The organism is Rhizobium sp. BR 362, assembly GCF_036528765.1.
Lineage (GTDB): Bacteria > Pseudomonadota > Alphaproteobacteria > Rhizobiales > Rhizobiaceae > Rhizobium.
This window is the reverse complement of sequence record NZ_JARWGH010000028.1, coordinates 35,209-61,646: the sequence shown is the minus strand read 5'-3', so window position 1 is coordinate 61,646 and position 26,438 is coordinate 35,209. Positions and strand designations below refer to the sequence as shown.

Here is a 26,438-nt window from a genome sequence, read left to right as displayed (position 1 = left end):
GGAGAGGTGATGGCGCCGGCGGCGCCGTTGATCATGCCGATGAGGCGACAACCGATCATTCGCGTCGTTCTCTGCTGACGGCGCAAAGCCCCCGATAGGGCCTCTCTTTTGGGCTGGTCTGGCACCGGACCGGCCCTGGCCTGCAACGGCTCCGCCGACCTTCTTCCCCTGACCGCAAGCGGCCATTCCTCGCGAGCCAACAAGCTCGGCTGCCGCCGTCCTACGCTCACGCTGCGGTCCTGCAGATGCATTCCGTCCAATCCGTCGCCTCTCGACCGCCATCGAGGCCGCATCGGGTGGCTTCGGACAACCTCAGGAGATAAGACAATGGCTCAGATCGGCACCTTCACCCGCGACGAAAACGGCACCTACGCAGGCACCATCAAAACCCTCACCCTCAACGTCAAGGCCACCATCAAGCCCTGCGACCGCGATAACGACCGCGCCCCGGACTTCCGCGTCACTGCAGGCGGTGTCGAGTTCGGAGCAGGCTGGACCCGCACCGCCCGCGAAACAGGCGCCGAATACCTCTCGCTCAAGCTCGACGATCCGTCCTTCACGGCCCCGGTCTACGCCTCCCTGGTCCAGGGCGACAAGGGCGAGCACAAGCTCATCTGGTCGCGCTGACCAGCACATCGGCGCTCCGCTTCACGGCGGGGCGCCTCTTCCACACCAGTGGAATTATGCGGAGCAGAAGCCGCCGCTATCGTCGAGAAATCCAGCCTTCAGCGATCAGCACTCCGCATAATCACACTCTCAGCATAATCGACGTTTTGCGGTGCACCGCAAAATGTCGAGCTGGGCGCGGCCTGGCAGAAGCGCTCCGAGCAGGACCGCGACTACCTCTCGGTCAAGCTCGACGATCCGAGCTTCCCTGCCCCGATCTACGCGACGCTCACAGAGGTCGAGGGCGAAGAGGGCTACCAGCTGATCTGGTCCCGCCCTAACCGGGACTGACACGCAGACGGCCCCGCTAAAGCGGGGCCGTCGATCTCTCGGTTAAAGGCCGGCTCAAAAGCGGTCCGCAAACCCTTACGTGTTCAAGGCGTCCTTCAGAGCCTTGGCAGGCTGGAAGCCCAGCTTTCTTGCCGCAGCAACCTTGATCGCCGCACCGGTCGACGGATTGCGGCCTTCGCGCTCCGGGGTATGCTTCACCTTGAATTTCCCGAAGCCGGGAATGAACGTCTCGGCGCCGGAGGTGGCAGCGGCCGTGATCGCCGCAAATACAGCTTCGACGATCGCCTTTCCCTGCACCTTCGTCAGGCCGTGGTCTGACGCGATCTTGTCAGCGATTTCATTTGTCGTGGTCATCGATTTCTCCTCGTTTCAAGAAGGAAATCATTTCCACCGGAGCCGCAGCCTGTCACGCAAACACCTATCTGGAGGCCAGACAATCGACGGTTCTCCACAGAAAGTGCGGAATCACGACTCCTTATTCGGTTGCGATGGACCGAACCGCTTTGGCAACGACCTCCAGAGCGTGCACGTCGAGTTCAATGACCCCATCAGACTTCTCGCCGATCGTTTTCGGCTTTGCGCCGCTGTTGTCCCAGATCCAGGCCTTGTCGGCTTGTTCCAGAAACCAGGGAAATTGCTCAAGGGACCGTTGGTACCGCTGGCGGACTTTTTCGTCGGGTACCGGATGTCCGCCTTTGGCTACGCGCAACTTGATCCGCTCGATCGAGCGCTCGGGGCTATCGACGACGACATATAAGAACCAGACCGCAAATCCGAGCGCCTTCGCCGCTACCACGAGACGTCGATACTTCTCTGTCGACAGGACTGTTTCGACGCCGATTGTTTTGTGGACGTTGATCGACGCTTCAAGCCAAGACTCGATCCGTTGAACCGCGGTTAGGTTGGCTTCCAGCGGCGGTCTGGACTCGACTTTGCTGATTCTGGCAGCCAGTAGATCCGGATTTACGATCCAGACTGAGCGACCTTCCATTTCAAGGTCGGCATTCTCGTACACGCTGCTTTTCCCAGAGCCATTTGGCCCGGCGATGATCAGGAAGACTGGCTGCTCAATCTTCGATGGGAGCACGATCAAGGACGCCAGTTACAGCCTTGTTCTCGCGACGCGCCTTGGCGACATTCTTGCTGAACACGTAGCTCAGATCTTTTCCGAGCGTCTTGCTCTGCGCGTCGATCGTCCGAACAGTCAGAAACTGCCCGGTACCTGCGTCACGCACGCGTTTCTGCGTGACCGCGGTATCGCGTACGCCGACTTTGGCACTTCCAAATTTTTTGACGACGACTTTGGCCATGTCTGCTCCAACCTTTCCGCAAATATAGCAATCATTTTCCCACCCGAAAAGAGCCTGTTGGCTTTTGACTGGAGGGTGTGCGAGCCTTGCTATGAGAGCGAACGGCTTCACGTTGAAGGCGAAGCAGCCGAATCGCATTGCGAAATCTACCAGGCGTGGGCCGCCACTGTCATGTCCCTTTGTCTGGTTATTCGTGGCTCCAGGGGCGCCTCGATGGGGCACGTCTGACGCGGACCGGCTGCGCCTCGCTCGCTACCCGCAACGGCGCTTCGAAATTTTCATCACCAACCGGGACTGAGCCGGAAACGCCCCACCGTGAGGCGGGGCCGACTGGCCAGATAGGCAAGCCGACGACAGACATCGAGCCTGCCGCCGGCTTTTTCGGTGCGATACGGAACCGGAATATGTTCGGCGTCAAGATCCCGTTCTTCGTCGAGATCGAGATGTCCTTCGAGACCGACTGGAACAGGCGCCGATGAGGCCCGCTTCGGCGGGCCATTCTCATGTTGGCACGGAGGTGCGTGGACGATAGCCGCGCTTTCGTTTCTGCCGCAGCAGGTCGAGAAACAGTTCGACTGCTTCCTCTTCCCGCCCGAAATGGTGGACCATCATCTGACCCTTCGTGCCGATGCGGCCCCATTTCCGGAGCAGGCAGACATCCCCGAACAGGTTGGGCTCGATCGACATGGCGTAGTAGCGCGCCATGTTTCTGGCGGCGTCAGAGCGTTCGACATAAAGATGGTACGGTTGCGCGATCATGAGACAAGAATCGCCTATGCCGGGAATCGCGTCCAACGAGACTTATGAATCGGTCGGCAAGGATCGATTCATATCGCTGATGACCTGCGACCGGACACGATGGCCTTGCTCGAATTTGCCTGATGACGGTCCGTGCGGATGGCGACCATCGATAAGGAACTTAAACCAATTCCGCGGGATTTCCTTTCGAGGCTGGGCTTGGCACAATGAGCGTCTTCGACTGCCGCCGACATCAGATGATAGAGGTTTAATTTCAGGGAGCTTCGCTTTTTTTAGGCGTGCGCTGGCGCAGGTTTCTCACTTCGCCGGGATTTCACCTCCGAGAAGATCATAAATTTCGAAAATAGCATGAGGATGTCACATGAAAGGCTATCTTCCCTATGTCATCGGCGCATTGTTGGGCGCCATCGTCGCGGTCGCTGTGTCCATTCTCTTCGGCCTTGATGGGATGTTCCAGCTTGCGGTCTTGGCGCTGCTGCCGGTTCTGGGTGCTGCGCTGGTCGAGCGCTTTTACTATCGCGGGTCACGAGCGCGCTAACGTGACTATCAACAGATGGATATCGGGCCTCGGTCGTGCAAAGCCGACGGTTCTTGGGCGAGACGCCTGCGGCGCACGGCTCTATTCGCGATGCTCACGGTGCCCGAAAACGGTCTCCGCCCATCCAGGTGCGATCCTCTCGCAGCCCCTCACCCGCACCATCCATGTCTTGCGCCGTCCCAGCGCCGGGCAAGACCTTCATCGATGAGGCGGTCGCCGAGCGAGCGCCCTTCCCGTGTAACGGTCCGGAGTTTTCGGCCATACTTGTCCTCGTCCCGCAAGCCTACTGACAACGAGAACTTGCCGGCGTTCAGAAGCGCCAGCAGGCGCGCTTTCGCTGCCTCGCCCTTGATCCGTTCCGCCTCGCAGCGCGGTGGGCTGAGCTCCGGCGTGTCGATGTCAGCGATGCGGATTTTTTCTCCCCCAAACCAGAAAGTGTCGCCATCGACGACGCAGTTCATTCGCACGCTCTCGCCGCACAACGAAAACGTGGCCTGCGACGTATCCGTTGTCGGCGCCTTGGCCAAAGCTAAGATGCCAGAAAGATCGCCGGCGCCGGCAAAGGCAAACCATCCGCCTGCTCCAATGATGATGGCTGAGATGACCGCCATCAGCGACTTGCGCGGGCCGTTCTGTCCAGTTCGGAATTTTCGCTGCGGCCGATATCGATCGCTCCCGCGGCCGGATTTGCGCCGCGGTCTCAACGGCACCACATTCGATTTCGCCACGTGCCTGTCCTCTGCTGTTCGCATCAATCTACGTCGAGCCCGGTTTCTTCTGTCTTTACGAACAAGCCGGCCTCAGATGGAGTTTAGGAGCGGGCGCAGTCGGTCCCGCCTCCCCGGTGTGGGCCACTATGTTGAGGCTCCTGCGGCTGCGCTTTTTCCCGCTCCTTGCACGACGAGAATTCCAGAAATCCCGCCCTTCGGCGGACGCCCACGCTGATTTCTCCGATACTCTTCATTGTTCTCGATCGGCCTTGCTCGCTGCGCTGCGCGCCGGCCGATCGGGCGAATTCTCTGCGGGGTTCGCTGCTTTCGAAAACGCTCTCGCGCCCACGCACCCCTTCATATCGTCACGCCGAAACCAGATCGCGCGTCCGCATCTGAGCGGCGCGTTTCCGGCGGTGAAGACGATCTGCTCGTCGGCCCGCATGCGCAGCACCTCGTGCGGCTGGATCAGCGGCCTGGCGGCGAGTTGCTTCGACCGCGTGCGCGACGATCCTTTCGATTGGACACTGCGGCTGACCTGATCGATCTCGACGGTCGTCATGCCGCAGCGGCGTGAGATGTAGTCGGCAGTCTCGGGATCGTTGATCGCGGCGAATGAAATCCAGCTTGCGCTCTCGAACCATTTGCTCGCCGCATCGCGGCCGCCATAGGTCTCGCGCATCTGGCCGATCGACTGGTAGATCATGGTCAGCGTGATTCCATACTTACGGCCGGCGTCGCGCGCGGTCTCCAGGATGCGCATGTAGCCGAGGCGCGCCACCTCATCGAGAAGGAACAGTGCCCTTCCCTGCATCTCTCCGTTGCGGTTGTAGATCGCGTTCAGAAACGCGCCGATGATGACGCGCGCCAGGCCCGCATGCGTCTCCAGCGTCTTGAGATCGATGTTGATGAAGACATCCGTCTTTCCGTCCGCCAGATCGCTCGTCGAAAAGGAAGTTCCCGAGACCAGCGCGGCGTAGTTCGGATAGGACAGCCAGTGCGTTTCCTTGACCGCGTTGGCATATACGCCCGAGAAGGTTTCCGGCGTCATGTTGACGAAGGCTGCGACATTCTCCTTGACGAAATCCGAATTCGAATCGTCGTAGATTTCATGCAGCCGCTGGCGCAGTTGGGGCTCTGGCTCGGACAGGTTCTTGCGTACTTGCCGGAGTGTCTGGTCGTTTTCCGTCGTATGGCCTGAGAGGCAAACGTCGGCAATGAGAGCCGTCAGCAACTGCAAGGCCGAGGCGCGGAAGAAGTCGTCACGGACCCCACGCGCGCCACCGCTGTCGCTCATGATCCACGATGCGACGGAGGCGATATCCTCCTCTTTCGTTCCCCCGAACCGGCCGATCCAGTCGAGCGCGTTGAAGCCGATTTCCGAGTGTTTCGGATCGAGCACGAAGACGTCGCGGTTGGCGTCGCCACGGTGCTTCAACACCATTGGCGCAACCTCGTTCGAAGGATCGAGGACAACGAGCGCGCCACCCCACTTGAGCGCCGTCGGGATCGTGACCGATGTCGTCTTGAAGCCGCCGGATCCGGCGAACACGATGCCGTGCGACGAGCCGAACGAGCCGTCGAAGCAAAGCAGCGGCGACTTGCCGCCCGCTCCCCAGCTCGCGGCGCTGTCGGCGCGAAACGATGGTGCCGCGATGCTATCCCGGTCGACCCGGTAGCGCTCGCCGATGACGATGCCGCCGCTCTCGGCAAACAGCTTTTCGGCTTGCGATAGTTTCATCCAGTCGGCCTCGCCGTGCAGCGCCCGTTTCCCAACGATGCGCTTCGGTTCGGCCCTCGCGAATGTCGCGTTGCCGGCAATCGCCACACGCATGCCGAACAGCGCCGACATCAGCACGGCAGCAGCCCCGATCGCCGTCGCGGGATCGAGATAGTTGAAGACGGTTTTGCCGGCCGGGACTTGTTCGAGATACGCGGAGAGCCTCGATGCCTCGCGCAGGACCGCTAGGACGAGCGTCGCTGTCGCGCCCGTGACAACGCCCCATCCTGCCGTCCTGATCCGCGCGGAGCCTGCGCTCGCAAACAGAAAGATGATGCCGACGACGGACGCGGCGACATAGGGCAGAGCGATGCCGGCACGGCCGAGCATCTGCCGGGCGGCATCGCTCTTGCCGAAGTGGGATAGCCACAGTTCGGTCCCGGTCATGCCGATGGCCATCAGCATCATCAACGCGCATGGCGCTACGAACAGCAGGATCCTAGTCATCTCTCTCTCCGAACGCTTCAGCACCGAGTGCGGCGAGCCGTGAGCGCTCCTGTGCGTCTCCCTTCAGGCGCGCGGCGGCATCGATGAGGAGCCCGAGCAGCAGCGCGCGCTTCTCGTAGCGCAGCCCCGCCTTGATGATCAGGCCGCCGAGCTCGATCTTTTCGCGCGTGTCCTTCTTGCGGGCATCTGATGTCGTGGATCTTCGCATCCGCTCAAGCCTCGCCAGTCCTGCCCTCAGCCGTACCAGGCGGGTTCTGCGCGGCGGGCGCGCTGCCCTCGCCTGCGCCGCTTGCCCCCTTCCCTCCGGTCGAACGGACCTTGCCTCCGCGAAAGCGTTTCGCCAGATCCTCGAATGCTGCCTGCAGTTCACCCTCGTCGATCTCGATCTCACCGAGCCCGGCTTTAAGCGCGATCCGGCCGATGCGCTCGGCCTCCCGGGTCTCGGCGAGCTTCAATTGCTCCTGGAGCCTGGCGATTTCGTCGCGGATTTTCGAGGATGGTTTCTTCATGTCCGGATGTCTCCTTGGGTGCGAAAGCTTGTCTTTCGGACCCCATCTTCCGGATGTCGGTGCGGAACGCACTACTGTGAATCCTACAATCGCCAAGGGCGATGCTTTCGTGGATGATCCCGGCCGCTCGACAAGAGCGGCATCCGAAGGGCGCAATTATACGTCGCTGGCGCGACGTTCTTTTGAGAGCGCCTGGCGGAGCCGATCTCGCTGGCGAACATGTTGATTTTGCTCGGAATCGGGAGAGAATTCCGCCGTGGCCGTTCCTCATTTCTCCGTCAGCATCGTCGCCCGCGGCTCCGGCCGCAGCGCTGTGCTGTCGGCGGCCTATCGGCATTGCGCCAAGATGGAGTACGAGCGGGAGGCCCGCACGATCGACTACACCCGCAAGCAGGGCTTGCTGCACGAGGAGTTCGTCATCCCTGCCGATGCGCCGTCATGGCTGCGGACGATGATTGCCGACCGATCCGTCTCCGGCGCGTCGGAAGCGTTCTGGAACAGTGTCGAAATCTTCGAGAAACGCGTCGATGCCCAGCTTGCAAAGGATGTGACCGTTGCGCTGCCGATGGAGCTCTCAAGCGAGCAGAACATCGAACTGGTGCGGGATTTTATCGAGCGTCACATCACGTCGAAGGGCATGATCGCCGACTGGGTCTATCACGATGCACCCGGCAATCCGCATGTGCACCTGATGACGACGCTCCGGCCGCTGACCGAAGACGGGTTCGGCGCCAAGAAGGTTGCAGTGACCGGCCCTGGCGGCAAGCCAGTGCGCAACGATGCCGGCAAGATCGTCTACGAGCTCTGGGCCGGCAGCCTCGACGATTTCAATGCCTTTCGTGACGGCTGGTTCGCCTGTCAGAACCGGCACCTGGCGCGCGCCGGCCTCGATCTCCGCGTCGACGGCCATTCCTTCGAGAAGCAGGGGATCAATCTGACGCCAACCATCCACCTCGGTGTCGGCGCCAAGGCGATCGAGCGCAAGTCGGCGGAAGCCGAGCGGGCCCCTTCGCTGGAGCGGTTGGAGCTGCAGGAGGAGCGCCGGGCCGAAAACGCCCGCCGCATTCAGCGCCGTCCCGAGCTCGTGCTCGACCTGATCACGCGGGAGAAGAGCGTCTTCGACGAACGCGACGTTGCCAAGATCCTCCACCGCTACATAGACGACGCTGGCCTCTTCCAAAGTCTGATGGCAAGGATCCTGCAGAGCCCCGAAACGCTCCGGCTCGAACGCGAGCGGATCGAGTTTTCAGGCGGCCTACGCGTGCCGACGAAATACACGACGCGGGACCTCGTCCGGCTGGAAGCAGAGATGGCCAACCGGGCGATCTGGCTGGCTCAACGCTCTTCTCACGGCGTTGCGGACGCTGTGCGCGAAGCCACCTTCGCCCGCCACCTGCGCCTGGCGGACGAGCAGAAGACGGCGATCGCACATGTTACCGGCGGCGAGCGCATCGCTGCGGTGATCGGACGTGCAGGCGCCGGCAAGACGACGATGATGAAGGCGGCGCGCGAAGCCTGGGAAGCGGCCGGTTATCGCGTCGTCGGCGGGGCGCTTGCGGGCAAGGCCGCCGAGGGCCTGGAGAAGGAAGCCGGCATTCTCTCCCGCACGCTGTCATCATGGGAACTGCGCTGGAACCAAGGCCGCAATCAGCTGGACGACAAAACCGTATTCGTTCTCGACGAAGCGGGCATGGTGTCGTCGCGGCAGATGGCGCTGTTTGTCGAAGCGGCGACCAAGGCCGGCGCCAAACTCGTGCTTGTCGGAGATCCGGAACAGCTCCAGCCGATCGAAGCCGGCGCTGCCTTCCGCGCCATTGCCGACCGCATCGGCTATGGCGAACTCGAAAACATCTACCGCCAGCGTGAACAGTGGATGCGCGAGGCGTCGCTCGATCTGGCCCGCGGCAATATCGGCAGAGCCGTCGAAGCCTATCGCGCCCAGGGCCGCGTCAGCGGAGCCGATCTCAAGGCCGATGCCGTGCAGGCGCTGATTGCCGATTGGAACCGCGACTACGATCCGCAAAGGTCGAGCCTCATTCTTGCGCACTTGCGAAGAGACGTGCGCATGCTCAACGGCATGGCTCGCGCAAAGCTCGTCGAACGCGGTCTCGTCGCCGACGGTTTCGCCTTCCGGACCGAAGACGGGCACCGAAAATTCGCGGCCGGCGACCAGATCGTGTTCCTGAAGAACGAGGGCTCGCTCGGCGTCAAGAACGGTATGCTGGCGAAGGTCGTGGACGCAACGCCCGGGCGTATTGTCGCGGAAGTCGGAGACGGCGAACACCGCCGCCAGGTCACGGTCGAACAACGCTTCTACGCCAATCTCGATCACGGCTATGCCACCACGATCCATAAGAGCCAGGGTGCCACCGTCGATAGGGTGAAGGTGCTGGCTTCCCTCTCTCTCGACCGCCATCTCACTTACGTGGCCATGACCCGTCACCGAGAGGACTTCGGTCTCTACCACGGCCGCCGATCTTTCGCCAAGGCAGGCGGCCTGATCCCGATCCTGTCGCGCAGACAAGCCAAGGAAACGACGCTCGATTATGCGAGTGGCCGCTTCTACGCCCAAGCCCTTCGCTTCGCCGACGCCCGTGGCCTTCACCTCGTTAACGTCGCACGCACTGTCGTTCGCGACCGGATCGAATGGACCGTCCGGCAAAAGTCGAAGCTCGCCGCGCTTGGCGCTCGTCTGGCGGCAATCGCCCGCAGGCTTGGTCTGTCCGCCGGCGCGGCCAAGACCAGTCAATCGCACAGCATGCAGGAGGCAAAACCCATGGTATCGGGCATCACCACGTTCCCAAAATCGCTGGAACAGGTCGTCGAGGACCTGCTTGCAGCGGACCCCGGCTTGAAGAAGCAATGGGAGGAAGTCTCAGCGCGCTTCCATCTCGTCTACGCTCAGCCGGAAGACGCGTTCAAGGCTGTCAACGTCGATGCGATGCTGAGAAACGAAGCGGCGGCGAAATCGACGATCACCAAGATCGGTTCCGAGCCGGAGACCTTTGGTGCGCTGAAAGGCAAGACCGGGATCCTTGCCGGCCGCGCCGACAAGCAGGCCCATGAGAGGGCCGTCACCAATGCGCCGGCGCTTGCCCGAAACCTGGAACGCTATCTGCGGCAGCGCACGGAGGCGGAACACAAATATGACGCCGAGGAGCGCGCCGTCCGCATGAAGATCTCTCTCGACATCCCGGCGCTGTCGCCGGCGGCAAAGCAGACGCTCGAACGCGTCCGTGACGCCATCGATCGCAACGACCTTCCCGCAGGACTCGAAAACGCGCTCGCCGACAAAATGGTGAAAGCCGAACTCGAAGGTTTTGCGAGAGCCGTATCGGAACGTTTCGGGGAACGCACCTTCCTACCGCTCGCCGCCAAAGACATGACAGGTCAGACCTTCCAGTCGGTGACCTCGAGCATGTCTGCCGGGCAGAAGGCGGAAGTGCAATCGGCCTGGAGCACGATGCGAACGGTGCAGCAACTTTCCGCGCATGAGCGCACGACCGAGGCGTTGAAGCAGGCCGAGACGCTGCGGCAAACGAAGAGCCAGGGACTCTCGCTCAAATGACGCGTCCGGGTCGAACACGCGAGCGAGCCATGGCGCAGCGAAAACAAGCTGCCGTCACTTCATCGGTTTCTGCTGCCGCCATCGCAGTGATCGGACTGGCCGGTCTATTAGGCAGCTATCGCATCAATCTTACGCCGAGCGAGCCACTTGGCCTCTGGCAGATTGTCCCGCTCGACCGTTCGCCTGGTGTGGACGACCTGGTGTTCATCTGCCCACCGGACACAGCCGCCATGCACGAAGCGAGGGCGCGCGGCTATCTCCGCTCCGGACTTTGCCCCGGTCATCTCGCGCCGCTCATCAAGTCGGTGGTCGCGGTCGCCGGCCAGCGCGTCGAGATCGCCAACGAGGTGACGGTCGATGGGCGCCTGGTTCGTGCTTCCACTGTCGCCGAAAAAGACGGAGAAGGTCGGCCGCTGACACGGTTTTCGGGCGGCGTGGTACCGGGCGGTGAGGTCTTCCTGCATTCGGCCTTCGCCGGCTCGTTCGACTCCCGTTATTTCGGGCCTGTGCCGACATCCGGCATTCTCGGTCTGGCGCGTGAGGTGCTGACCTATGCGCCATGACTGGGTTTGGCCAACGCTGCTTATCATCGCCTCGGTCGGCGTCGGATCGGTGGCATGGAGCGGCCACGTGCTGTTGTTGCCGGTGGCGCTCGGCTTTCCCGTCCTCTGGTCGCTGTCGAGAACGAAAAAGACGGCAACCTTGGTTTCCGCAGCATATTTCCTGTCGGCGTCGCGCGGCCTGCCGCAAGGCGTGGCCACCTTCTATGCTGCGGATATCTGGCCGGGCCTGCTGCTGTGGCTGGCTGCCTCGGCCAGCTTTGTCGCGGCGCATGCGCTCCTGTGGACGAAGGAGGTTGGCCTTCGTCCGGGCCGCTACGTCCTGGCGGCCGTACTGATGGTGGTTCCCCCTTTCGGCATTACCGGCTGGGCGCATCCCATCACGGCCGCAGGCGTGTTGTTTCCGGGATGGGGATGGTGGGGACTGGCCGTCACGACAGCCGGCTTGGCGGGCCTCGTTTCCCGCCTCTGCCCAACTGTCGCCATGGGCCTTATAGGCTTCTGGCTTTGGTCCGCCGCTTCGTGGACGGACCCGAAGCTACCGGAAGCCTGGCGGGGCGTCGATCTCGAATTGGGTGCGTCGGTCGGGCGGGACACCAGCATGGCCCGCCACCGTGATCTAATTGCAACGGTGCTTGAACGAGGGACCGACGGTGTTCGAACCGTCATCCTTCCTGAAAGTACGTTGGGCTTCTGGACGCCGACGGTCGAACGGCTTTGGATCCGCGCGCTATCAGGGCATGACACGACCGTTCTCGCGGGCGCGGCAGTCGTTAACGCGGCCGGATACGACAATGTGGTGGTTGCAATCTCCGCAGATAGCAGTCGGATCCTCTACCGGGAACGGATGCCGGTTCCGGGCTCGATGTGGCAGCCCTGGCAGCCGCTCTTCGGCGGCAACGCCGGAGCGCAAGCGCACATCTTTGCAAATCCTGTCGTCGCGCTCGGCTCCGGGCGGGTGGCGGTGCTGATCTGCTACGAGCAACTGCTCGTCTGGCCGGTCTTGCAATCGATGCTCGGCAGTCCGGACGTGATCGTTGCGGTCGGCAACGGCTGGTGGACCAAAGGCACGTCCATTGTCGCCATCCAGCGCGCCAGCACCGCCGCCTGGGCAAAGCTGTTTTCCAGGCCAGTCGTTTTTTCTTTCAACACCTGATGCCGAGGAGGTCCCATGCTCGACGCCGCCCTTATCAAAGACTGCGCCGACCCTTCACTGAAACCCGCGATCGTCGAGCAGTTCGTCGCGGCGGCGGGCTCTGCCGATCCCCTTGCGGTGACCGTGCGCTCGGGAGGGCGGTTGATCCTGGTGCCCAAGGCCAGATCACCCGACGAGGCGATGGACATCGTGCGCCAATATGCCGGCAACGCTGTCGTTCGTGTCGGTCTGACGCAGTTTCCAGCCGGTGTGGGCGTCAAGGACCTGGCCGATCTCAAAACGGATTTGGTCGATGCTTGCCAGAACCTGCGCAAGGGAACGGCGATGTTCGCCAAGGTCCTGCGCATTGTTGCCAAATGGTACGGCGATCCGAAGAGCGATGACGTCTTCCGCCAGATTTTCGAGGATGCGCTCTATGCGTGGAAAGCCGGCGAGTTCGAGGGCGTCGGTGTGTTTCAAGCGCAGGATCCAGGAGCCTCCATCGAATTGCCTCGGCAAAGCGAAGCGCGGTCCGTCGATGAACCGCCAGCCACCGCGACCACTCCCGAGATGCGGACGAAGGTGAATGAGGTTATTGGCCAAGCCGGAATTCGGATCGATCTTTCGAGGATCGGAGGCAAATAAGCACTCGAGTTTCTTACGTCGGAAACGGCGCGACGGATGGAACATCCCCGGCATGCATAATCATCCTCGTCGAAAAGTTGAAGGGCAATTCCAAAGTGCCAACGCCACAGGCGAAAAAGGGTACCGCGGAACGTTCGCCGGATGGCATGACCTTTTATGGCCGCATAGCAATTCCTCCAGAGCCTGTCGGACATTCGGGGTTGAGGACGCGCTGAGCATTGCGTCCTTGTTTGCCTTGTTTTCGGTTCCCAGCCCTGTACCCGTCATCTCAGTGGCTCAATTTTTGTCTCAGGCCGACGTTTCAGCAGTTCAGACGCCTCAACACCTAAGACCGTCGCCAGGCGATCGACAACGTCGATGCTTGCATTATAGACACTGCGCTCCAAAGAACTGATATAAGTTCGATCGATGCCTGCCTCAAACGCGAGCTCTTCTTGCGACAGGCCTTTGGCTTGACGCGCGGCTTTCAGATTCCGTGCAAACACCTCTCGAATCTCCATGCTGGAGAGAGCAGCGGCTTGCAGAGTATTTCTCCACGGAGTATTCTCTACAGCCGTATTCCGGATATGGAATGTTCATACGAATCAGGGTGATTAGGCGTTCACTGATGCCCTCTTCTTGCGAGGAATGAATTGTCGAGTTTGTAGCCACCCATCTTACTGAAGGATGGGATCTATTCTGCAAAGCGTATACGCTACCGGAAGGTCTCGATCCTTGCCGGGTCGCAAACGAGGTAAGAGGAGAAGCGGATGGACAACGAGGTCTCATTCGAGACAAGCGGCAAAAGAGAGTCTCGTTATAAAGCGATGCGAGAAGCCGATTTGAAAGCGTTAGCAATTTCTGCGATCCGCGAGCACCGCCGACTTCTAGCCGCGGATGAAGCTGTCTACGAAGCGTGGACTCTTGCAACCGCCAACGCCTCGACTTCCAGGGACGTGCTCAAGAGCCTGCAAGATGAGTATCTCGATCGTCAAAAGAAGTCAGAAGCGCAGCAGGAAGAACTCTCGGAAATCGTCGATGCGCTTGGTTATGTTCCCGATGTGCCCTCCGAAAACAACGAATGATGGTTAAACCAAACCGCGGTCCTTCGCGATTGCCACGAGCTGAGGGATCGTCGCGGCATTCAGCTTTTTGCGTGCGCGATCGAAATGGTGTTGCACTGTTCGTTGGGTAATTCCCATTAAAATGGCAATCTCCCAAGCCTTTTTACCCTTTGCCGCCCACGTAAGACACATCGCTTCCTTTGGTGAAAGCAGCCGGCTGGGTGCGACGATCGTCGACGCAGCTATGATCTTCAGGCGATAGTGAATTGCCAACACCGCCTGAAGCGGGTTTAGTTGCTTTTGACATTTTGAAATATCAGCTTTATGCCCCGAGGACGCGAATGTCAGCATAATGATCGAGCCGAAACTGCCTTGAACGGGAACCGTCACCCCACTGCGAATGCCATGTTCTACCGCTTCATCCCGAAAACGATTGAACTCAGAGCTCCCACGAGACGGCCAGTCATCGATCGCCCAGGAAAACATCTCCATCCGGCGTTTGGCTTCCGTAACGACCGGATCCACCCGAGAATATTGGTTGCTTAGGTAAATTTTCTGCCATTTCTCGGGATAGGAACTGAGCGCGCGGGCGCTAAGGCCTTCCGTTTGCAGATATGCAAAGAATTGAAATCCGCACGAATGAACGAACCCTTTGAGCCCGCGTTTGATCATCCGTTCATCGTATGAGGCTTCAACCATGTCAATGAGAGCGCTTAAGGCTGGATCCACAGACCTGTCTCCTTTCTGTTGTACGTGAAGGCGCCCCCGCTCCTTCGGAAGTGATACAGATCTGCGCTCACCCGCGCAAACGTCTATTCACCTCTATTTCGCAATCAAACCTTCTGACCAAGAGATGAAGTTAAACAAAGATCTCTTCTGATGCTGTATCACTGACTGCTGTACGTAGAGGGGAAGACGATATCCTGATCGACCAAGACATTGAACTCGTATCCCGGCCGGATTTGGATTGTCGGCTGAACGTTCAAGTTTTTCGAGATCGTCTGCTCGGCAACGCGACCGAAGGTGTCCGCAAAATTCCGTCTGGCGGCATCGGAGGCTGTGTCCTGGGTGGCAAGCGTCGTGCTTTCGGGCATCGACATGTCGATGCCGGTTCCGAGTATCGCGACAAGTGCTGCCGAACTCCACGTGCGCCAGAGATGCCGATCGACCTTATCCTTGAACCCGCCATAACCTGCCCCATCGGTCCCAGCCATGCCGCCGATTTGCAGCGTCGAGCCATTCGGGAAGATCAGATCGGTCCAGACGACGAGCACGCGGTCCTGGCCAAAGGAAACCTTGGAATCGTAACGGCCGAACAACTTGGCTCCCTGCGGGATCAGGAGCCGGTAGCCGGTGGCGCTATCATAGACATTCTGGCTGATCTGCCCGATGATCCGGCCCGGAAGGTCTGAGTTGAGACCTGTGATCAACGTGGCTGGAATGACCGAGCCGCGCTTCAGCTCATACGGCGACATCTGCGGCACGACCTTATTCGGCAAATAGCCAAGATCCTTGATGTCCTGATTGAAGAAATCCTCCTTCGAACTTTGGGCATTCGGGTCGACGTTCTGGGCCGTCAGCCCGGATTTCGATGCGGCGGTGTAGAGATCAGAAGCATTGTTGGCTGTCGTCGTCGCAGTCTGACGACCGGCGTCTGTGGAACTTTTAGCGGCCTTCTCGACATCAGAAATATCCACCTTCAAAGGCGAGTCCAAAGCGGTTGCCCGCGCCTGCAGGTGAGCCATCCGCTGGCGCTGAGCTTCACGGATATATTGTTCATCCTGCTCCCGCTTTAGGCGGGCTCGCCATTCCTCCTCTGATTCGAGCTGCGGGCCTCTTTCTTGCCGTTCCGTAGGCCGGCGGTCTATAACAGGTGCTCCCTTCTCCACCTTCTGCTCGACGGTGGGTGTTGGCTGGAGCACTTCGCGCTCACCTGGCTCGCCGATGATGCCGTCACTGATGCCGCGCTTGAGCTGGTCACCGAAGTTCGTCGCCGGTGTATTCAAGTTGCTGTCGATATCGTAGCTCCAGTTGAAGGGAAGTCCTCGCCACGATAGGCCGATCACGACCACGCCGAAGAATAGCGCGATGAGGACGGTTGCGGTAATAATTGGCAGCCGATTGAGGCGGCGCATTCCTTTCGGATCGTCGGCTTGCTTTGAAGGGCCGAGCTGGAGCGATTGGATCATACCTTTCCCCTCAATTACGCTGCATGATGGAGAGCGGACTTGCCGGCGTCGCACCGGCGGCCGTTGCTTTGTATGCGCGGCCAAGGGTAATGGACGGTGTTGACAGCCGCGCGAGCACCTGATCTTGAGTGCCATCGATCGCGTAAGTGAGCTCGACCGGTTTCACGTCCTTTCCAACTTTGCCGTCGGTTAGAACGGTGTAGCCAGAGCCCTTGAGGGCCGCCTCGAGTGCCGCCGCAAACTCCGATGTGTCCCTTTCCATCTTGATTGTCGTCGACCTCACGGGACTGATCTGCTCGGCGAGCCGGCTTGCCATGTCGGCGGCGATGGCACTTGCGGCGGGCCCGGAGACCGGCGCGGCGTTTGACCTGGCGTCAGACCCATCCCCAGCAGTTTGGCATGCGGTGAGAAAGCCGCTGATGATGATGACGAGAAGCTTGTGCATAGCTTAGCCTCCTCGCCGAATGGTAATCTTCTGCTGGCGCCAGCCGACGCCGGAGACGAGGATCGCCTCGTCGACGGCATAATCGACGATCATCAAGTCGTTCTTCATTCGGTAATTGACGATGCGGCTCTGGCCGCCGTGGATCACGACCAGCACCGGTGCATCCTGACCTGAGATCGACTTCGAAAACTGGATGTAGGTTTTCACGCCATCCGAATAGACCCGCGTCGGCTTCCAAGGTGCCGAGCCACTCACGGAATATGAGAAGTTCAGTTTGTCGGGTGCCGCCCCGGGAATGCCGCCGGTCTCGAGCCGGGAATTGATGTCGGCGAGCTTGGTCGAGACGTCCTCCGGATATTCGAAGCCGACGCGTGCCATGTACTGGCTCGGATGTGACTTGAGCTGGATGTAATAGGTGCGTCGCGACGTCGTGACCACCATCGAGGTGACAAGACCTACTTCCGACGGCTTGACGATCAGATGGATCGCTTGGCCGCCGATTGCACCGGAGGTGGCAGGCTCCACCTTCCAGCGAACAGTATCTCCAACGAGAACATCGCGGACGATCTCGCCGCTCTGGAGTTCGATATCGCAGACCTGCAAGGGCGAGCAGACAACGGACGGCTGGGTTTCGCCGAAGAGAAAGGTGACCTTGCCATCGGAGCCTGCCGTCACCAGTCCGGGCGCGACGCGCCATTTCCTGGAAATGGTCGTGCCATTCACCTCATTTGCCGTCATGGTCTGCGCCTCAGCGCCGCCCACAAAGACGAGTCCCGCCAAGCAGCCGGTGGCTGCAATTAGTGCTGTTCTGTGCATGTCAAATCCCCTGCCCTCAAAGCTGTGCCGTCCAGTCAAAATCCCTAACGTAGAGGCCGATCGGATTGAGGCGGATGGTCGCCTCGTCCTGCGGCGCGGTAAGCGCAACCGTCGCGATTCCGCGGAACCGGCGCGTCCCGGTTTCCTTGCCCTTCCGGTCCCGTTCGTATTCGGTCCAGTCGATCTGATAAGTCTGATTGGAGAGCGCCACTATGTTGTTGACCTCGATGGCGATCGTCGACGACTTCGCCTTTTCGAACGGCGAATTGCTGCGGAACCAGTCATTGATCTTCTGGGTCGAGGGATCGGAAGCTCGCAGAAGCGCATAGGTTCGATCGATATATTGCTTTTGCACTACGGCATCCGGTGTGACGCTGCGGAAGCTCGTTACGAAGTTGCCAAGCGTGGCGCGCACCACCCGCACATCCGCGTATTCGATCTGCTCGGGGAACCCTGAGGTGACCGAGGTGCCGAGCTTGTCGACCTGGACGATATAAGGCACCAGCTTCACCTGCGTGCTTAGGTATATCGCGTACCCGAAGCCGATCACGGCCATGGTCAGACCCAGTATGCCGACGATGCGCCATGCGGCCGCGGCCTGCACATAGGAGCCGTATCGCTCATTCCATTCCTGGCGCGCGGCAAGATACGGGTTTTCGGGAGCGCGTTTCGCTGCCATCGATCGATCACTTTCTGATTGCTATTAGTCTTTAAGTTCGGGAAGTGGCTTTGGTCCGCTGTGCCCACTGCGCGCCTGATCCAGCTTGGCGTTAGCAAGGCCTAGGATAGACCCGGCGTAGGCACCGGGAGAGCCGATGGCCTTCTCCTTGGTAGCCGAGCCCGCCGCTTTTCCTGCCGAGCCGATCCCTGCGCCGAAACCCCGCAGCATTGCGCCTGCGACGGATGACCCCGCGGCGCGCGCGGTTTGAGCCGCCGCAAATCCCGCCCCGGCAGCGCCCGCCGCGAGGAACCCTGCTCCTGTCGCAAACGATGCGGCCTGACCACCGTGCCTTATTGCCTCCATTCCGCCCGAGACGGACGCGCCCTGAACAACACCCTGCATGATGTTCGGGACGTAGATGGCGATAATGAAGACCACGACAGCGATACCAGCGATCGCAAGCGCAGTCTGGAACTGGTCGCCAATGTCGGGCTGGTCTGCCAACCCGATCAGCACCTCTGATCCGATACGCGAGATCATGACGAGCGCCATGAGTTTCATTCCGACCGAGAAGGCGTAGACCAAATATCGGACCGCGAAATCCTTTGTATAGGACGAGCCGCCAAGCCCCAGCATGATCATACCGGCAAGAAGGCCGATATACATCTCAACCATGACCGACACGAAAATCGCGGCGACAAGCGAGAATGAGATGACGACGACGACCATTGCAAAAGCAGCCGAGATCGCCAACGCGTTGTCCTCAAAAAGACCGAACTGTATCTTTTCCGACATCTTCGTTGCGACGGCGAGTCCAGCATTGAAGACGTCTGCTGGGGAGGCCGTGCCGCCTCCAGCCCCAATCTCAAACAAACTATCCACCACTGCCTTCGCAAAGGCCGGCCCCTGTCCCAAAACGAAGGCAAAAAAGCCGACGAATATGATCCGCCGGACAAGCTCGGCAAACCAGCTGTCTAGCGAAGCTGCCTGCAATGCGAGCCAGACGGCGGCGATGCCAATCTCGATTGTCGCGAGGATCCAGAACAAGGATTTCGCCGCATCCATGACAGTAGTTTCCCACCCCTTTGCGGCCGTGGTGATCTGGCTCTGTAATGAGGTCAGCACTGAACCTTCTTGGGCGACTGCCGGCTGTGCTGCCAGCATGCAGAAGGTGGCAATCACCATCGCGGTGCGGAGCCGCCGAAGACATATTGTTGTCATGTGCTTACCACTCGACTTTCATCTTTTCGCCGCCGGAGGTGGAAGGGGCAGTCCCGCTGAAGAATTTCTCACGCCGCGCCTGCGCAAGGTCCTTGTCGGTCTGTTCGGTCTGGAGCCAGGTGCCCATCATCGTCATTTGCTGCGAGACGAGGCCGCGAAGCTTCTGAATCTGGGCGACCTGTTGCGCGGCGATCTCATGCCCGACCTGCAGGGCTTTCATCTGCCCGTCGGCGGTCTCGGACATGGACCGCAGCGAGGACATCGTGCCTTCCTCGCTATCGAATTGCTCGGCCGTCAGACTCGCCGCCTTCAGCGTGCTGGCGATCGTGTCCCGGTTCGTATCGGACCAGGACTGATAGGTGGTAGAAAACGACGAATTGTCTGGCAGGTTGGTTTTAAGGCTTGAGTAGCTCTGAAAACGTTGTTGCAACACATCATCCGCATTGCCCATGGAAAACGAGATGCTCTGGCCCTGGTCGACGATGCTGCGCAGCTGGTTGAGATCGCTTTCGACCTGCCCCCACATATGCGACGGAAGCGTCGCCGTGTTCTGGAGGAGGTTTTGGTAGATATTCAGCTGCGTTTCGATCTGTTGTGCGAGCTGGCTGATCTGGGTGAGCTGGTTCTGGATCTGCTCGCCGGACTTCCCGACCAAAGCGACCAGCTCGCCATTATTGAGGACCTGCGTCCACTCGGTGGCGGCACCCGTGGCAGTTCCAGCATTTGCGGGCACGACAGTGCCGGCCATCAATGCGACAGCCGCCAGGCCAGTGAGCAATTTATTCGAGGTTGAGCAGCGCTGCGGCATCCTGAACTCCTCTCGTTCGTAGCCAGTGGATCGGCCAGTCGCGGCCGTGTTTGGAACTGAGCGTGCGGATGCGCTTCAGGTCTTCCTTGCCGGATGCGCCAACGAAACTGAGCGCCACGGGGCCGAGCGACATGTCGAAGAGCCGCCTGCCTTCGGACGTTGCGACGTAATATTCTCGCTTAGGAATCGCATTCGAAACGATCTCGATCTGTCTCTCGTTGAAGCCAATCCGCTCATAGAACTCGCGGGTCCCAGGCTCACTTGCGGCGCCGTTCGGCAGGCAAATTTTCGTGGGGCAGGATTCCTTCAACACGTCGATGATGCCGGAACGCTCAGCATCGGAAATGGATTGCGTGGCCAATACCACCGCGCAGTTCGCCTTGCGCAGCACCTTCAGCCACTCTCGGATCTTGCTCCTGAAGACCGGATGGCCGAGCATCAGCCAGGCTTCGTCTAGGACGATGAGGCTCGGTGAGCCATCGAGGCGCTTTTCGATGCGGCGGAACAGATAGGTGAGAACAGGTACGAGGTTCCGCTCGCCCATGTTCATCAACTCTTCGATCTCAAAGGTCTGGAATGAGCCAAGCAACAGTCCGTCTTTCTCAGCATCGAGAAGCTGGCCCATGGGACCATCGACGGTGTAGTGATGGAGCGCGTCCTTGATCTCGCGCATCTGTACGCCGCTTACAAAGTCCGAGAGAGATCGGCCCGCTGCACTGGCCATCAAGCCAATCTGGCGAGAGACCGCATTGCGGTGGTCCGGGGTGATGGTCACGCCCTGCAGCGCGATCAACATCTCGATCCATTCCGCGGCCCATGCGCGATCACTGTCGCTGGAGAGGTCCGACAGCGGGCAGAAGGCCAGCGCCTTCGCCTCTTCTTGAGCGTCGCCACCGATCTCATAGTGATCACCTCCGGTGGCAAGGGTCAGCGGAAGGAGAGAGTTCCCCTTGTCAAAGGCGAAGATCTGGGCGCGTTCATAGCGCCGGAACTGCGCGGCGATTAGTGCAAGCAGCGTCGACTTGCCCGAACCGGTCGGCCCAAAAATGAGTGTGTGACCGACGTCGTCGACATGTAGGTTCAGCCGGAACGGCGTCGACCCGCTCGCCACCTGCATCAGTGGCGGTGAATTCGGCGGGTAGAACGGGCACGGCGCGACAGGGGAGCCCGACCAGACAGAGTTGAGCGGAATGAGATCGGCAAGGTTGCTGGTATTGATCAGCGGTTCGCGGATGTTGCAATACCAATTGCCCGGTAGGCTGCCGAGGTAGGCATCGGTGGCGTTGAGCGTTTCGATGCGCGCCCCGAAGCCCTCCGCCTGAATAAGTCTGCGGATGGACTCTGCCTTTTCCTGCAGTCCTTCACGATCGTGATCGAAGAGAACGATGACGGGCGTGTAATAGCCGTATGCGACCAACTGCGACGAAGCCTGGGCGATAGCCTCTTCTGTCTCGGCGACCATGTTCATGGCGTCCTGATCAAGCGAACGGCTCTGCGTCTGAAAAAGCTGGTCGAAGAATGGGCGCACCTTCTGCTGCCATTTCTTGCGGGTCCGCTCCAGTTTTTGTCTGGCCTCCTGCGCGTCGAGAAAAATGAAGCGCGACGACCAGCGGTAGGTTAGCGGCATGAGATCGAGGCTGTTGAGGATCCCCGGCCAGCTCTCGGCCGGCAGGCCGTCGATCGCGACGACACCGAGGAAGCGGCTTTCAACCTTTGAGGTCAGCCCATGTTCAAGCTCGGCGGTCGCGATCCAGTCGAGATACATGGGCGCATCCGGCAGCCGGATCGGATGGTTGTCACCAGTGATGCAGAAGCGAACGAATTGGAGCAGTTCGTCGTAGCGGGCAACCCGCGCCCCTCCCCTCTCGAGAGCCTCCCGCGTTTCCATGCGACGGATCGAAAGCGTATTGGCGAAATACTGCTCGATCTCGCGGACCGCGTTCTTGAAAATGAACAGCACCGTGTCGGCATAGGTCTTCTTGCGGCTCACCTCGTCCGAGTAGATGTATTTGCTGAGCGCCGTTTTTTTGGATTCGAGCGGCCGATAGGTCAGGATCAGCGCGTGTTTACTCTCGAAATGCCCCTGTTCGCGGGCGAAATGCGCCCGCCGCTCGGCGTCGATCGCGCGAGTTACAGGATCGGGAAAGTGACAACGATTATCCGACGGATAGTCGAATGTCGGGATGCGAACTGCCTCGACCTGGATCATCCAGCCGCTCCCGAGCCGCGAGAGGATTGTATTGATATGGCGCGACAGTTCGTTGCGATCGAGGGCCGTGGCGCTCTCTGAATCTGGTCCCGCAAAATACCAGGCGGCCATCAGGCTTCCGTCTTTCAACAGGAGAACACCATTGTCGACGAGGCCGGCATAGGGGACGAGATCAGCAAAGGATGGGTCGGGGGCCCGGAAGCGTTTGAGAGCGACCATGCGTTCCTCTCAATACCGGCGCCACGGCGAGGAGGTCGCCTTGTAGCAATGCTTGTACGAGATATGGCGGACATAGACCTGTCGCATGAGCGGATCGGCCTTTGCCATCATTCTCAAGAGCCCGACGATGACAATCCAGACGCCAACGCCGAAGAGCGCCGAATAGATCGTAAGAACGACGAAGATGAGGATGACTGCGGCCAAGCCGGTGATCAGCACCAGTTCCCGGTCCGCGCCCACCAGAAGGTTCGGGCGCGACAGCGCGCGGTGGATGCGGTTCCGCTGCAGACCGGACGCGGACTCAGCCATTTGTCACTCCTGCGCCTTGGAAGCCGTCCGAGGCGACCAGCTCCCTCGTCAGGCCAATTGAAGCTCCAGTCGCGCCGAACAGGCCCACAATGGTCGTGGCACCGAGCAGAATGCCGGCGACGAGAACCACGTATACAAGTCGCCGCGCGAAGTCGTTCAACTCCCCACCAAATATGAGCATGCCGCCGGCTATGGCGACAGCCGCAAGTGCGATGTATCCTGCGACAGGTCCGGTGATCGACTCTTGAATCTGCTGCAGTGGTCCTTCCCAGGGCAGTCCGCCACCGCCCGAACTGGCGAGTGCCGGATCAAGCGAAGCGAGAACTGTCGTTAGGACAGAGAATGTGACCTTGGCGAGCGAAGGCTTACGCGACATGACGGGCCTCCTCTTCCTCATCGAGTTGGTCTGAACCGATCTGGTATTGGCCCTCCGCGAACCGTTCGATGTGGATGACGTCTCGAACCCGTCGCCCGCGCGGTGTCCGTTCAATGGAGATGATGAGGTCGACTGCCTCACCGATAACCTCGTGCATCGGCTGCTGGCTTGCTTCTGCGGTCAATTGTTCAAAGCGGCGGAGGGCCGACATGGCGGTGTTCGAGTGAATTGTCGCAACGCCTCCGGGATGACCGGTGTTCCACGCCTTCAGCAGAGTCAACGCGGCACCGTCGCGGACTTCGCCGACGACAATCCTGTCGGGGCGCAGTCGCATCGTGCTCTTCAGCAATCGTGACATATCAACGGTATCGCTGGTATGCAGAAGAACGGCGTTCTCGGCCGAACAATGAATTTCGGCGGTATCTTCGAGGATCACCAAACGGTCTTCGGGGGCGAATTTGACGATCTCATCGATCAACGCGTTCGCAAGCGTCGTTTTGCCAGAACCGGCGCCCCCGGATACGATGATGTTTCGCCTTTTGGAAATCGCCTTTCGGATCATTAAGGCGTGGCATCCCGTCAGCGCGCCTGACCGCACATATTCTTCCAGCGGAATTAGGCGTGGGGCACGGCGGCGGATCGTAAAGGCTGGCTTGGCGACCGCTGGTGGTAAAAGGCCTTCGAAGCGGTGCCCACCTATCGGGAGCTCGCCGGAGATGATCGGTTGCTTCGTGTCTACCTGGGACTGAAGGAAATGCGCCACAATTCCGATCACCGTTTCCGCGGCGACGGGGGACATTTCGCCGGCCGCCGCAACGCCGTGAGCGAGGCGCTCAATAAAGAGCTTTCCGTCCGGATTGAGCATTATTTCGATCACATCCACGTCTTCCAATGCGGCGCACAGCTTATGGCCGAGCGCGTCTTGAAGTTTGCAGACAAGCCGGTGGTGAGAGCGGAGCTGGTTCATGGATTTCTCCTTTTCCGCTGCCCATCTGGGGAGATGAATTCAGAACGGTAACTGGATGGACGAAGCCTCAGGAATGTCTCGGCGTTCACCGGTAAGGTGCCCGCGACGGCAATTGTCTTGCCAATGTTCTTTGGTTCGCCCAATCGCGATAGGTGCCACCCAACGCGTGCAAGGATCCGCTCGAATCGAAGATCGGTCACCGTGACGAGCTCCGTGTACCCATTTGCGATGCACCATTCGATGATGCCTGCGAACATGGTCAAAGTGGCCTCGTGGACGAGGCCTCCTCCGCGAAGATCGACCAAGGTTGTGTCCACGCAAAAACGGGAGCTTTCGATCATACTTGGATGGGCGTTTAGGTGTCGATGCGTTAGCAGTGACGAAAAGACATGGGTCACCATCGTCGGACCCATGGCCGGCAGGAGTCTAGCGCATCCTGCCACACGAGCGCTGTCCGATACGGCGAGTATGTAAGTCGGCTGGAGAGCGTCGAAGACGTCCGCTTCCCGGCCGTCAAGAACACCGACCTCCCAACCCAACCGATTTGAAAACACTTGAGCTCGAAGTCGATGATGTGCTTCGAGAAGGTGCTGTGCAGGAAGCCCATGTCTGGTCGATATCGCAACAACCTTCATACTGATCTCCGTCGCTTAAATTTATCGACAAAGATCAGCACGGATTAGAATGGCTGGGCAGTTGTAGAATCCTACAAGGTATTTTGGTGAGTCGCGCGCGGTTTTGGGCGACAACGCGCTGATCTGATCTCGCGTGTTATTCCCTTAGTTGTAGGAATCACCAGTGAACAAATATGCAACGAACGTTGTGACTCGGAGCGGTAACAGATTGGATTTGCAAGGGAAATACCGATGGCGGCGTTAACCATAGGTCAAGGGGCGTCCCGGCTATTAACAGTTTATTAGCCGCATTTTCCTTGCCGGCCCGCGAGAATCGGACATAATAACGGTTCAGTGGCAATATCGGGCCGAAAACCGTTATCTGAAAGATTTCTGACAATGAACGCTAATTCGATGGCTTCGCTTAAGATGCCGATGCACTTTGAAGATCAAATCCTAGAACAGGGTGATTTGATCTCGAAAAAGCTGCACCTACTTAGCGTACAACGATTCCCGCCCAACGCGAAAAAGACATTGCGAAGCTTCTCGCTGGCGGAGGTCGCGACCTATGTCGGCGTATCGCAGAGCACATTGAAAAAGCTGCATCTGGACGGAAAGGGCCCCTCCCCTCAAACATCGTCCTCCGGTCGTCGCTCCTACACCGCCGAACAGATGTTGGAACTGCGTCAATATCTGGATACGCACGGTCGATCCGACAACCGCATGTATGTTCCCCACCGGCGCGGCGGTGAAAAGCTGCAGGTGCTTGCTGTAGTCAACTTCAAAGGGGGCTCGGGGAAAACCACGACCGCCGCGCATTTAGCGCAGTACCTGGCATTGACGGGGCATCGCGTCCTTGCCGTAGACCTCGACCCTCAAGCATCCCTTTCGTCTCTGCACGGCTTCCAACCGGAGCTCGATCAGATCGCGTCCATCTATGATGCCATTCGCTATGATGGTGCGAGAAAGCCGATCTCGGAGATCATCCAGACCACTAATTTTCCTGGATTGGACATTGTCCCTGCAAACCTCGATTTGCAGGAGTATGAATATGACACGCCGCTTGCGATGTCTGATAAGTCTTCTAATGAAGGCAAAACGTTTTTCACCCGCATATCGCGGGCTTTGGCTGAGGTCGACGATCGTTATGATGTCGTCGTCGTCGACTGTCCACCGCAGCTCGGATATTTGACGCTGACCGCACTGACCGCAGCTACAAGTGTTCTGATAACAATCCATCCGCAGATGCTCGACGTGATGTCGATGGGTCAGTTCCTTCTGATGCTTGGTGGAATTCTAAAGCCGATCCGTGCCGCTGGTGCGGAAGTGAACCTCTCCTGGTACAGATACTTGATTACGCGCTACGAGCCGACCGATGTTCCGCAAGCCCAGATGGTCGGCTTTATGTCCACGATGTTCAACGAGTTCATACTAAAGAACCAGATGGTGAAGTCGACGGCGGTTTCAGATGCCGGAATTACCAAGCAAACTCTGTACGAAGTCGATCGGGCATCCATGAATAGAGGCACGTATGACCGTGCGATGGAATCGTTGGATGCAGTGAATGCTGAAATTGCCGGCCTCGTTCACGAGTCATGGGGACGTCGATTTGTCAGCTGACAAAAACGAACGTTTTATGCGGA

General features: G+C 59.6%; 31 protein-coding genes and 1 pseudogene. 10 read left to right on the top strand and 22 right to left on the bottom strand.

Translation table 11 applies throughout. The annotated features are described in order from the left end of the window. Nucleotides 1-230: hypothetical protein (locus QDY28_RS24285; RefSeq protein ID WP_285170488.1), on the bottom strand; the 230-nt coding region annotated here is incomplete at its 3' end. A gap of 97 nt (nt 231-327) precedes the next feature. On the opposite strand from QDY28_RS24285, the gene QDY28_RS24280 reads away from it, so the two are divergent. After that, nucleotides 328-627 (top strand): DUF736 domain-containing protein, encoded by a 300-nt coding sequence (locus QDY28_RS24280; RefSeq protein ID WP_058328783.1) that lies wholly within the window; start codon nt 328-330, stop codon nt 625-627. Between the two features lie 162 nt (nt 628-789). Further along, nucleotides 790-957: pseudogene (locus tag QDY28_RS24275) on the top strand (DUF736 domain-containing protein); the annotation flags it as partial. Between the two features lie 75 nt (nt 958-1,032). Here QDY28_RS24275 and QDY28_RS24270 read toward each other — a convergent pair. From QDY28_RS24270 to QDY28_RS24260, 3 genes are all read right to left on the bottom strand, one after another. Further along, nucleotides 1,033-1,311 (bottom strand): HU family DNA-binding protein, encoded by a 279-nt coding sequence (locus QDY28_RS24270; RefSeq protein WP_065091807.1) that lies wholly within the window; start codon nt 1,309-1,311, stop codon nt 1,033-1,035. 121 nt (nt 1,312-1,432) lie between these two features. Then, nucleotides 1,433-2,044, bottom strand: a complete 612-nt coding sequence (locus QDY28_RS24265; RefSeq protein WP_028755140.1) for a zeta toxin family protein — start codon at nt 2,042-2,044, stop codon at nt 1,433-1,435. Further along, the gene (locus tag QDY28_RS24260) at nt 2,025-2,267 is read right to left on the bottom strand and encodes a hypothetical protein (protein ID WP_004119810.1); all 243 of its coding nucleotides are present in this window, start codon (nt 2,265-2,267) and stop codon (nt 2,025-2,027) included. The genes QDY28_RS24265 and QDY28_RS24260 overlap by 20 nt, the downstream gene beginning before the upstream one ends. A 179-nt stretch (nt 2,268-2,446) precedes the next feature. Between QDY28_RS24260 and QDY28_RS24255 the strand changes: the two genes are divergently transcribed. Then, complete coding sequence (locus tag QDY28_RS24255; protein WP_004119811.1) at nt 2,447-2,746, top strand: hypothetical protein; 300 nt, start codon at nt 2,447-2,449, stop codon at nt 2,744-2,746. Nucleotides 2,747-2,768: 22 nt separating this feature from the next. Here QDY28_RS24255 and QDY28_RS24250 read toward each other — a convergent pair whose 3' ends face one another. Beyond that, on the bottom strand, nt 2,769-3,026 hold the full coding sequence (locus QDY28_RS24250; RefSeq protein ID WP_004119812.1) for a WGR domain-containing protein: 258 nt from the start codon (nt 3,024-3,026) through the stop codon (nt 2,769-2,771). 361 nt (nt 3,027-3,387) lie between these two features. On the opposite strand from QDY28_RS24250, the gene QDY28_RS24245 reads away from it, so the two are divergent. Next, nucleotides 3,388-3,564 carry a hypothetical protein gene (locus QDY28_RS24245; protein WP_015342042.1) on the top strand — a complete coding sequence of 59 codons (177 nt, stop codon included), beginning with the start codon at nt 3,388-3,390 and terminating at the stop codon, nt 3,562-3,564. 149 nt (nt 3,565-3,713) lie between these two features. Here QDY28_RS24245 and QDY28_RS24240 read toward each other — a convergent pair whose 3' ends face one another. The 4 genes from QDY28_RS24240 to traC form a co-directional block, all read right to left on the bottom strand. Continuing rightward, the gene (locus tag QDY28_RS24240) at nt 3,714-4,292 is read right to left on the bottom strand and encodes a thermonuclease family protein (protein ID WP_004119813.1); all 579 of its coding nucleotides are present in this window, start codon (nt 4,290-4,292) and stop codon (nt 3,714-3,716) included. Between the two features lie 232 nt (nt 4,293-4,524). Further along, entirely contained in the window at nt 4,525-6,501 is a 1,977-nt protein-coding gene (gene traG, locus QDY28_RS24235; protein ID WP_004119814.1) for a Ti-type conjugative transfer system protein TraG, read from the bottom strand. Further along, nucleotides 6,494-6,709 (bottom strand): type IV conjugative transfer system coupling protein TraD, encoded by a 216-nt coding sequence (traD, locus tag QDY28_RS24230; protein ID WP_004119826.1) that lies wholly within the window; start codon nt 6,707-6,709, stop codon nt 6,494-6,496. Before traD ends, traG begins: the two co-directional genes overlap by 8 nt. A 4-nt stretch (nt 6,710-6,713) precedes the next feature. Then, nucleotides 6,714-7,010, bottom strand: coding sequence for a conjugal transfer protein TraC (traC, locus tag QDY28_RS24225; protein ID WP_004119828.1), 297 nt, complete (start codon nt 7,008-7,010; stop codon nt 6,714-6,716). A 256-nt stretch (nt 7,011-7,266) separates the two neighbouring features. Here traC and traA point away from each other — a divergent pair, with 256 nt between their 5' ends. From traA to QDY28_RS24205, 4 genes are read left to right on the top strand one after another with little or no spacing between them, the layout of a single operon-like run. Further along, on the top strand, nt 7,267-10,578 hold the full coding sequence (traA, locus tag QDY28_RS24220; RefSeq protein WP_065091806.1) for a Ti-type conjugative transfer relaxase TraA: 3,312 nt from the start codon (nt 7,267-7,269) through the stop codon (nt 10,576-10,578). Further along, entirely contained in the window at nt 10,575-11,141 is a 567-nt protein-coding gene (traF, locus tag QDY28_RS24215; RefSeq protein ID WP_004119831.1) for a conjugative transfer signal peptidase TraF, read from the top strand. Before traA ends, traF begins: the two co-directional genes overlap by 4 nt. Further along, nucleotides 11,131-12,294: a conjugal transfer protein TraB gene (locus QDY28_RS24210; protein ID WP_004119833.1), complete on the top strand. Its 1,164-nt coding sequence runs from the start codon at nt 11,131-11,133 to the stop codon at nt 12,292-12,294. Before traF ends, QDY28_RS24210 begins: the two co-directional genes overlap by 11 nt. 15 nt (nt 12,295-12,309) lie before the next feature. After that, on the top strand, nt 12,310-12,918 hold the full coding sequence (locus tag QDY28_RS24205) for a TraH family protein (RefSeq protein ID WP_004119835.1): 609 nt from the start codon (nt 12,310-12,312) through the stop codon (nt 12,916-12,918). 263 nt (nt 12,919-13,181) lie between these two features. Here the strand turns inward: QDY28_RS24205 and QDY28_RS24200 are convergent, their stop codons facing one another. Further along, on the bottom strand, nt 13,182-13,418 hold the full coding sequence (locus QDY28_RS24200) for a helix-turn-helix domain-containing protein (protein ID WP_004119837.1): 237 nt from the start codon (nt 13,416-13,418) through the stop codon (nt 13,182-13,184). A gap of 249 nt (nt 13,419-13,667) precedes the next feature. Here QDY28_RS24200 and QDY28_RS24195 point away from each other — a divergent pair, with 249 nt between their 5' ends. Then, entirely contained in the window at nt 13,668-13,982 is a 315-nt protein-coding gene (locus QDY28_RS24195; RefSeq protein ID WP_065091805.1) for a transcriptional repressor TraM, read from the top strand. A gap of 3 nt (nt 13,983-13,985) precedes the next feature. On the opposite strand, the gene QDY28_RS24190 is transcribed toward QDY28_RS24195, so the two are convergent. The 12 genes from QDY28_RS24190 to traI form a co-directional block, all read right to left on the bottom strand. Continuing rightward, nucleotides 13,986-14,690: an autoinducer binding domain-containing protein gene (locus QDY28_RS24190; protein ID WP_004119842.1), complete on the bottom strand. Its 705-nt coding sequence runs from the start codon at nt 14,688-14,690 to the stop codon at nt 13,986-13,988. A 158-nt stretch (nt 14,691-14,848) separates the two neighbouring features. Beyond that, a complete protein-coding gene (trbI, locus tag QDY28_RS24185) occupies nt 14,849-16,150 on the bottom strand; it encodes an IncP-type conjugal transfer protein TrbI (protein ID WP_004119844.1) in 1,302 nt (433 codons plus the stop codon). Nucleotides 16,151-16,160: 10 nt separating this feature from the next. Next, entirely contained in the window at nt 16,161-16,595 is a 435-nt protein-coding gene (trbH, locus tag QDY28_RS24180) for a conjugal transfer protein TrbH (RefSeq protein ID WP_004119847.1), read from the bottom strand. 3 nt (nt 16,596-16,598) lie between these two features. Continuing rightward, nucleotides 16,599-17,411 (bottom strand): P-type conjugative transfer protein TrbG, encoded by an 813-nt coding sequence (trbG, locus tag QDY28_RS24175; protein WP_004119849.1) that lies wholly within the window; start codon nt 17,409-17,411, stop codon nt 16,599-16,601. A 16-nt stretch (nt 17,412-17,427) separates the two neighbouring features. Beyond that, nucleotides 17,428-18,090: a conjugal transfer protein TrbF gene (locus QDY28_RS24170; protein ID WP_004119850.1), complete on the bottom strand. Its 663-nt coding sequence runs from the start codon at nt 18,088-18,090 to the stop codon at nt 17,428-17,430. A 24-nt stretch (nt 18,091-18,114) separates the two neighbouring features. Continuing rightward, complete coding sequence (trbL, locus tag QDY28_RS24165) at nt 18,115-19,293, bottom strand: P-type conjugative transfer protein TrbL (protein WP_004119851.1); 1,179 nt, start codon at nt 19,291-19,293, stop codon at nt 18,115-18,117. 4 nt (nt 19,294-19,297) lie between these two features. After that, nucleotides 19,298-20,101: a P-type conjugative transfer protein TrbJ gene (gene trbJ, locus QDY28_RS24160; RefSeq protein WP_004119852.1), complete on the bottom strand. Its 804-nt coding sequence runs from the start codon at nt 20,099-20,101 to the stop codon at nt 19,298-19,300. Next, a complete protein-coding gene (locus QDY28_RS24155) occupies nt 20,073-22,529 on the bottom strand; it encodes a conjugal transfer protein TrbE (RefSeq protein ID WP_065091804.1) in 2,457 nt (818 codons plus the stop codon). Before QDY28_RS24155 ends, trbJ begins: the two co-directional genes overlap by 29 nt. Nucleotides 22,530-22,538: 9 nt before the next feature. After that, nucleotides 22,539-22,838 carry a conjugal transfer protein TrbD gene (locus QDY28_RS24150; RefSeq protein WP_065091803.1) on the bottom strand — a complete coding sequence of 100 codons (300 nt, stop codon included), beginning with the start codon at nt 22,836-22,838 and terminating at the stop codon, nt 22,539-22,541. Further along, nucleotides 22,831-23,214 carry a TrbC/VirB2 family protein gene (locus tag QDY28_RS24145; RefSeq protein WP_004119857.1) on the bottom strand — a complete coding sequence of 128 codons (384 nt, stop codon included), beginning with the start codon at nt 23,212-23,214 and terminating at the stop codon, nt 22,831-22,833. Before QDY28_RS24145 ends, QDY28_RS24150 begins: the two co-directional genes overlap by 8 nt. Beyond that, nucleotides 23,204-24,181: a P-type conjugative transfer ATPase TrbB gene (gene trbB / locus QDY28_RS24140; protein ID WP_004119858.1), complete on the bottom strand. Its 978-nt coding sequence runs from the start codon at nt 24,179-24,181 to the stop codon at nt 23,204-23,206. The genes QDY28_RS24145 and trbB overlap by 11 nt, the downstream gene beginning before the upstream one ends. After that, nucleotides 24,178-24,816, bottom strand: coding sequence for an acyl-homoserine-lactone synthase TraI (traI, locus tag QDY28_RS24135; protein ID WP_065091802.1), 639 nt, complete (start codon nt 24,814-24,816; stop codon nt 24,178-24,180). Before traI ends, trbB begins: the two co-directional genes overlap by 4 nt. A 378-nt stretch (nt 24,817-25,194) precedes the next feature. Here traI and repA point away from each other — a divergent pair, with 378 nt between their 5' ends. Next, the gene (repA, locus tag QDY28_RS24130; protein ID WP_028755142.1) at nt 25,195-26,415 is read left to right on the top strand and encodes a plasmid partitioning protein RepA; all 1,221 of its coding nucleotides are present in this window, start codon (nt 25,195-25,197) and stop codon (nt 26,413-26,415) included. Nucleotides 26,416-26,438: the final 23 nt, after the last annotated feature.

Coding starts and splice junctions, on each gene's coding strand:
- QDY28_RS24280 (WP_058328783.1), top strand. CDS start 328: ATGGCTCAGATCGGCACCTTCACCCGCGACGAAAACGGCACCTACGCA.
- QDY28_RS24270 (WP_065091807.1), bottom strand. CDS start 1,311: ATGACCACGACAAATGAAATCGCTGACAAGATCGCGTCAGACCACGGC.
- QDY28_RS24260 (WP_004119810.1), bottom strand. CDS start 2,267: ATGGCCAAAGTCGTCGTCAAAAAATTTGGAAGTGCCAAAGTCGGCGTA.
- QDY28_RS24250 (WP_004119812.1), bottom strand. CDS start 3,026: ATGATCGCGCAACCGTACCATCTTTATGTCGAACGCTCTGACGCCGCC.
- QDY28_RS24245 (WP_015342042.1), top strand. CDS start 3,388: ATGAAAGGCTATCTTCCCTATGTCATCGGCGCATTGTTGGGCGCCATC.
- traG (WP_004119814.1), bottom strand. CDS start 6,501: ATGACTAGGATCCTGCTGTTCGTAGCGCCATGCGCGTTGATGATGCTG.
- traD (WP_004119826.1), bottom strand. CDS start 6,709: ATGCGAAGATCCACGACATCAGATGCCCGCAAGAAGGACACGCGCGAA.
- traC (WP_004119828.1), bottom strand. CDS start 7,010: ATGAAGAAACCATCCTCGAAAATCCGCGACGAAATCGCCAGGCTCCAG.
- traF (WP_004119831.1), top strand. CDS start 10,575: ATGACGCGTCCGGGTCGAACACGCGAGCGAGCCATGGCGCAGCGAAAA.
- QDY28_RS24210 (WP_004119833.1), top strand. CDS start 11,131: ATGCGCCATGACTGGGTTTGGCCAACGCTGCTTATCATCGCCTCGGTC.
- QDY28_RS24205 (WP_004119835.1), top strand. CDS start 12,310: ATGCTCGACGCCGCCCTTATCAAAGACTGCGCCGACCCTTCACTGAAA.
- QDY28_RS24200 (WP_004119837.1), bottom strand. CDS start 13,418: ATGGAGATTCGAGAGGTGTTTGCACGGAATCTGAAAGCCGCGCGTCAA.
- QDY28_RS24195 (WP_065091805.1), top strand. CDS start 13,668: ATGGACAACGAGGTCTCATTCGAGACAAGCGGCAAAAGAGAGTCTCGT.
- trbI (WP_004119844.1), bottom strand. CDS start 16,150: ATGATCCAATCGCTCCAGCTCGGCCCTTCAAAGCAAGCCGACGATCCG.
- trbH (WP_004119847.1), bottom strand. CDS start 16,595: ATGCACAAGCTTCTCGTCATCATCATCAGCGGCTTTCTCACCGCATGC.
- trbG (WP_004119849.1), bottom strand. CDS start 17,411: ATGCACAGAACAGCACTAATTGCAGCCACCGGCTGCTTGGCGGGACTC.
- QDY28_RS24170 (WP_004119850.1), bottom strand. CDS start 18,090: ATGGCAGCGAAACGCGCTCCCGAAAACCCGTATCTTGCCGCGCGCCAG.
- trbL (WP_004119851.1), bottom strand. CDS start 19,293: ATGACAACAATATGTCTTCGGCGGCTCCGCACCGCGATGGTGATTGCC.
- trbJ (WP_004119852.1), bottom strand. CDS start 20,101: ATGCCGCAGCGCTGCTCAACCTCGAATAAATTGCTCACTGGCCTGGCG.
- QDY28_RS24155 (WP_065091804.1), bottom strand. CDS start 22,529: ATGGTCGCTCTCAAACGCTTCCGGGCCCCCGACCCATCCTTTGCTGAT.
- QDY28_RS24150 (WP_065091803.1), bottom strand. CDS start 22,838: ATGGCTGAGTCCGCGTCCGGTCTGCAGCGGAACCGCATCCACCGCGCG.
- QDY28_RS24145 (WP_004119857.1), bottom strand. CDS start 23,214: ATGTCGCGTAAGCCTTCGCTCGCCAAGGTCACATTCTCTGTCCTAACG.
- trbB (WP_004119858.1), bottom strand. CDS start 24,181: ATGAACCAGCTCCGCTCTCACCACCGGCTTGTCTGCAAACTTCAAGAC.
- traI (WP_065091802.1), bottom strand. CDS start 24,816: ATGAAGGTTGTTGCGATATCGACCAGACATGGGCTTCCTGCACAGCAC.
- repA (WP_028755142.1), top strand. CDS start 25,195: ATGAACGCTAATTCGATGGCTTCGCTTAAGATGCCGATGCACTTTGAA.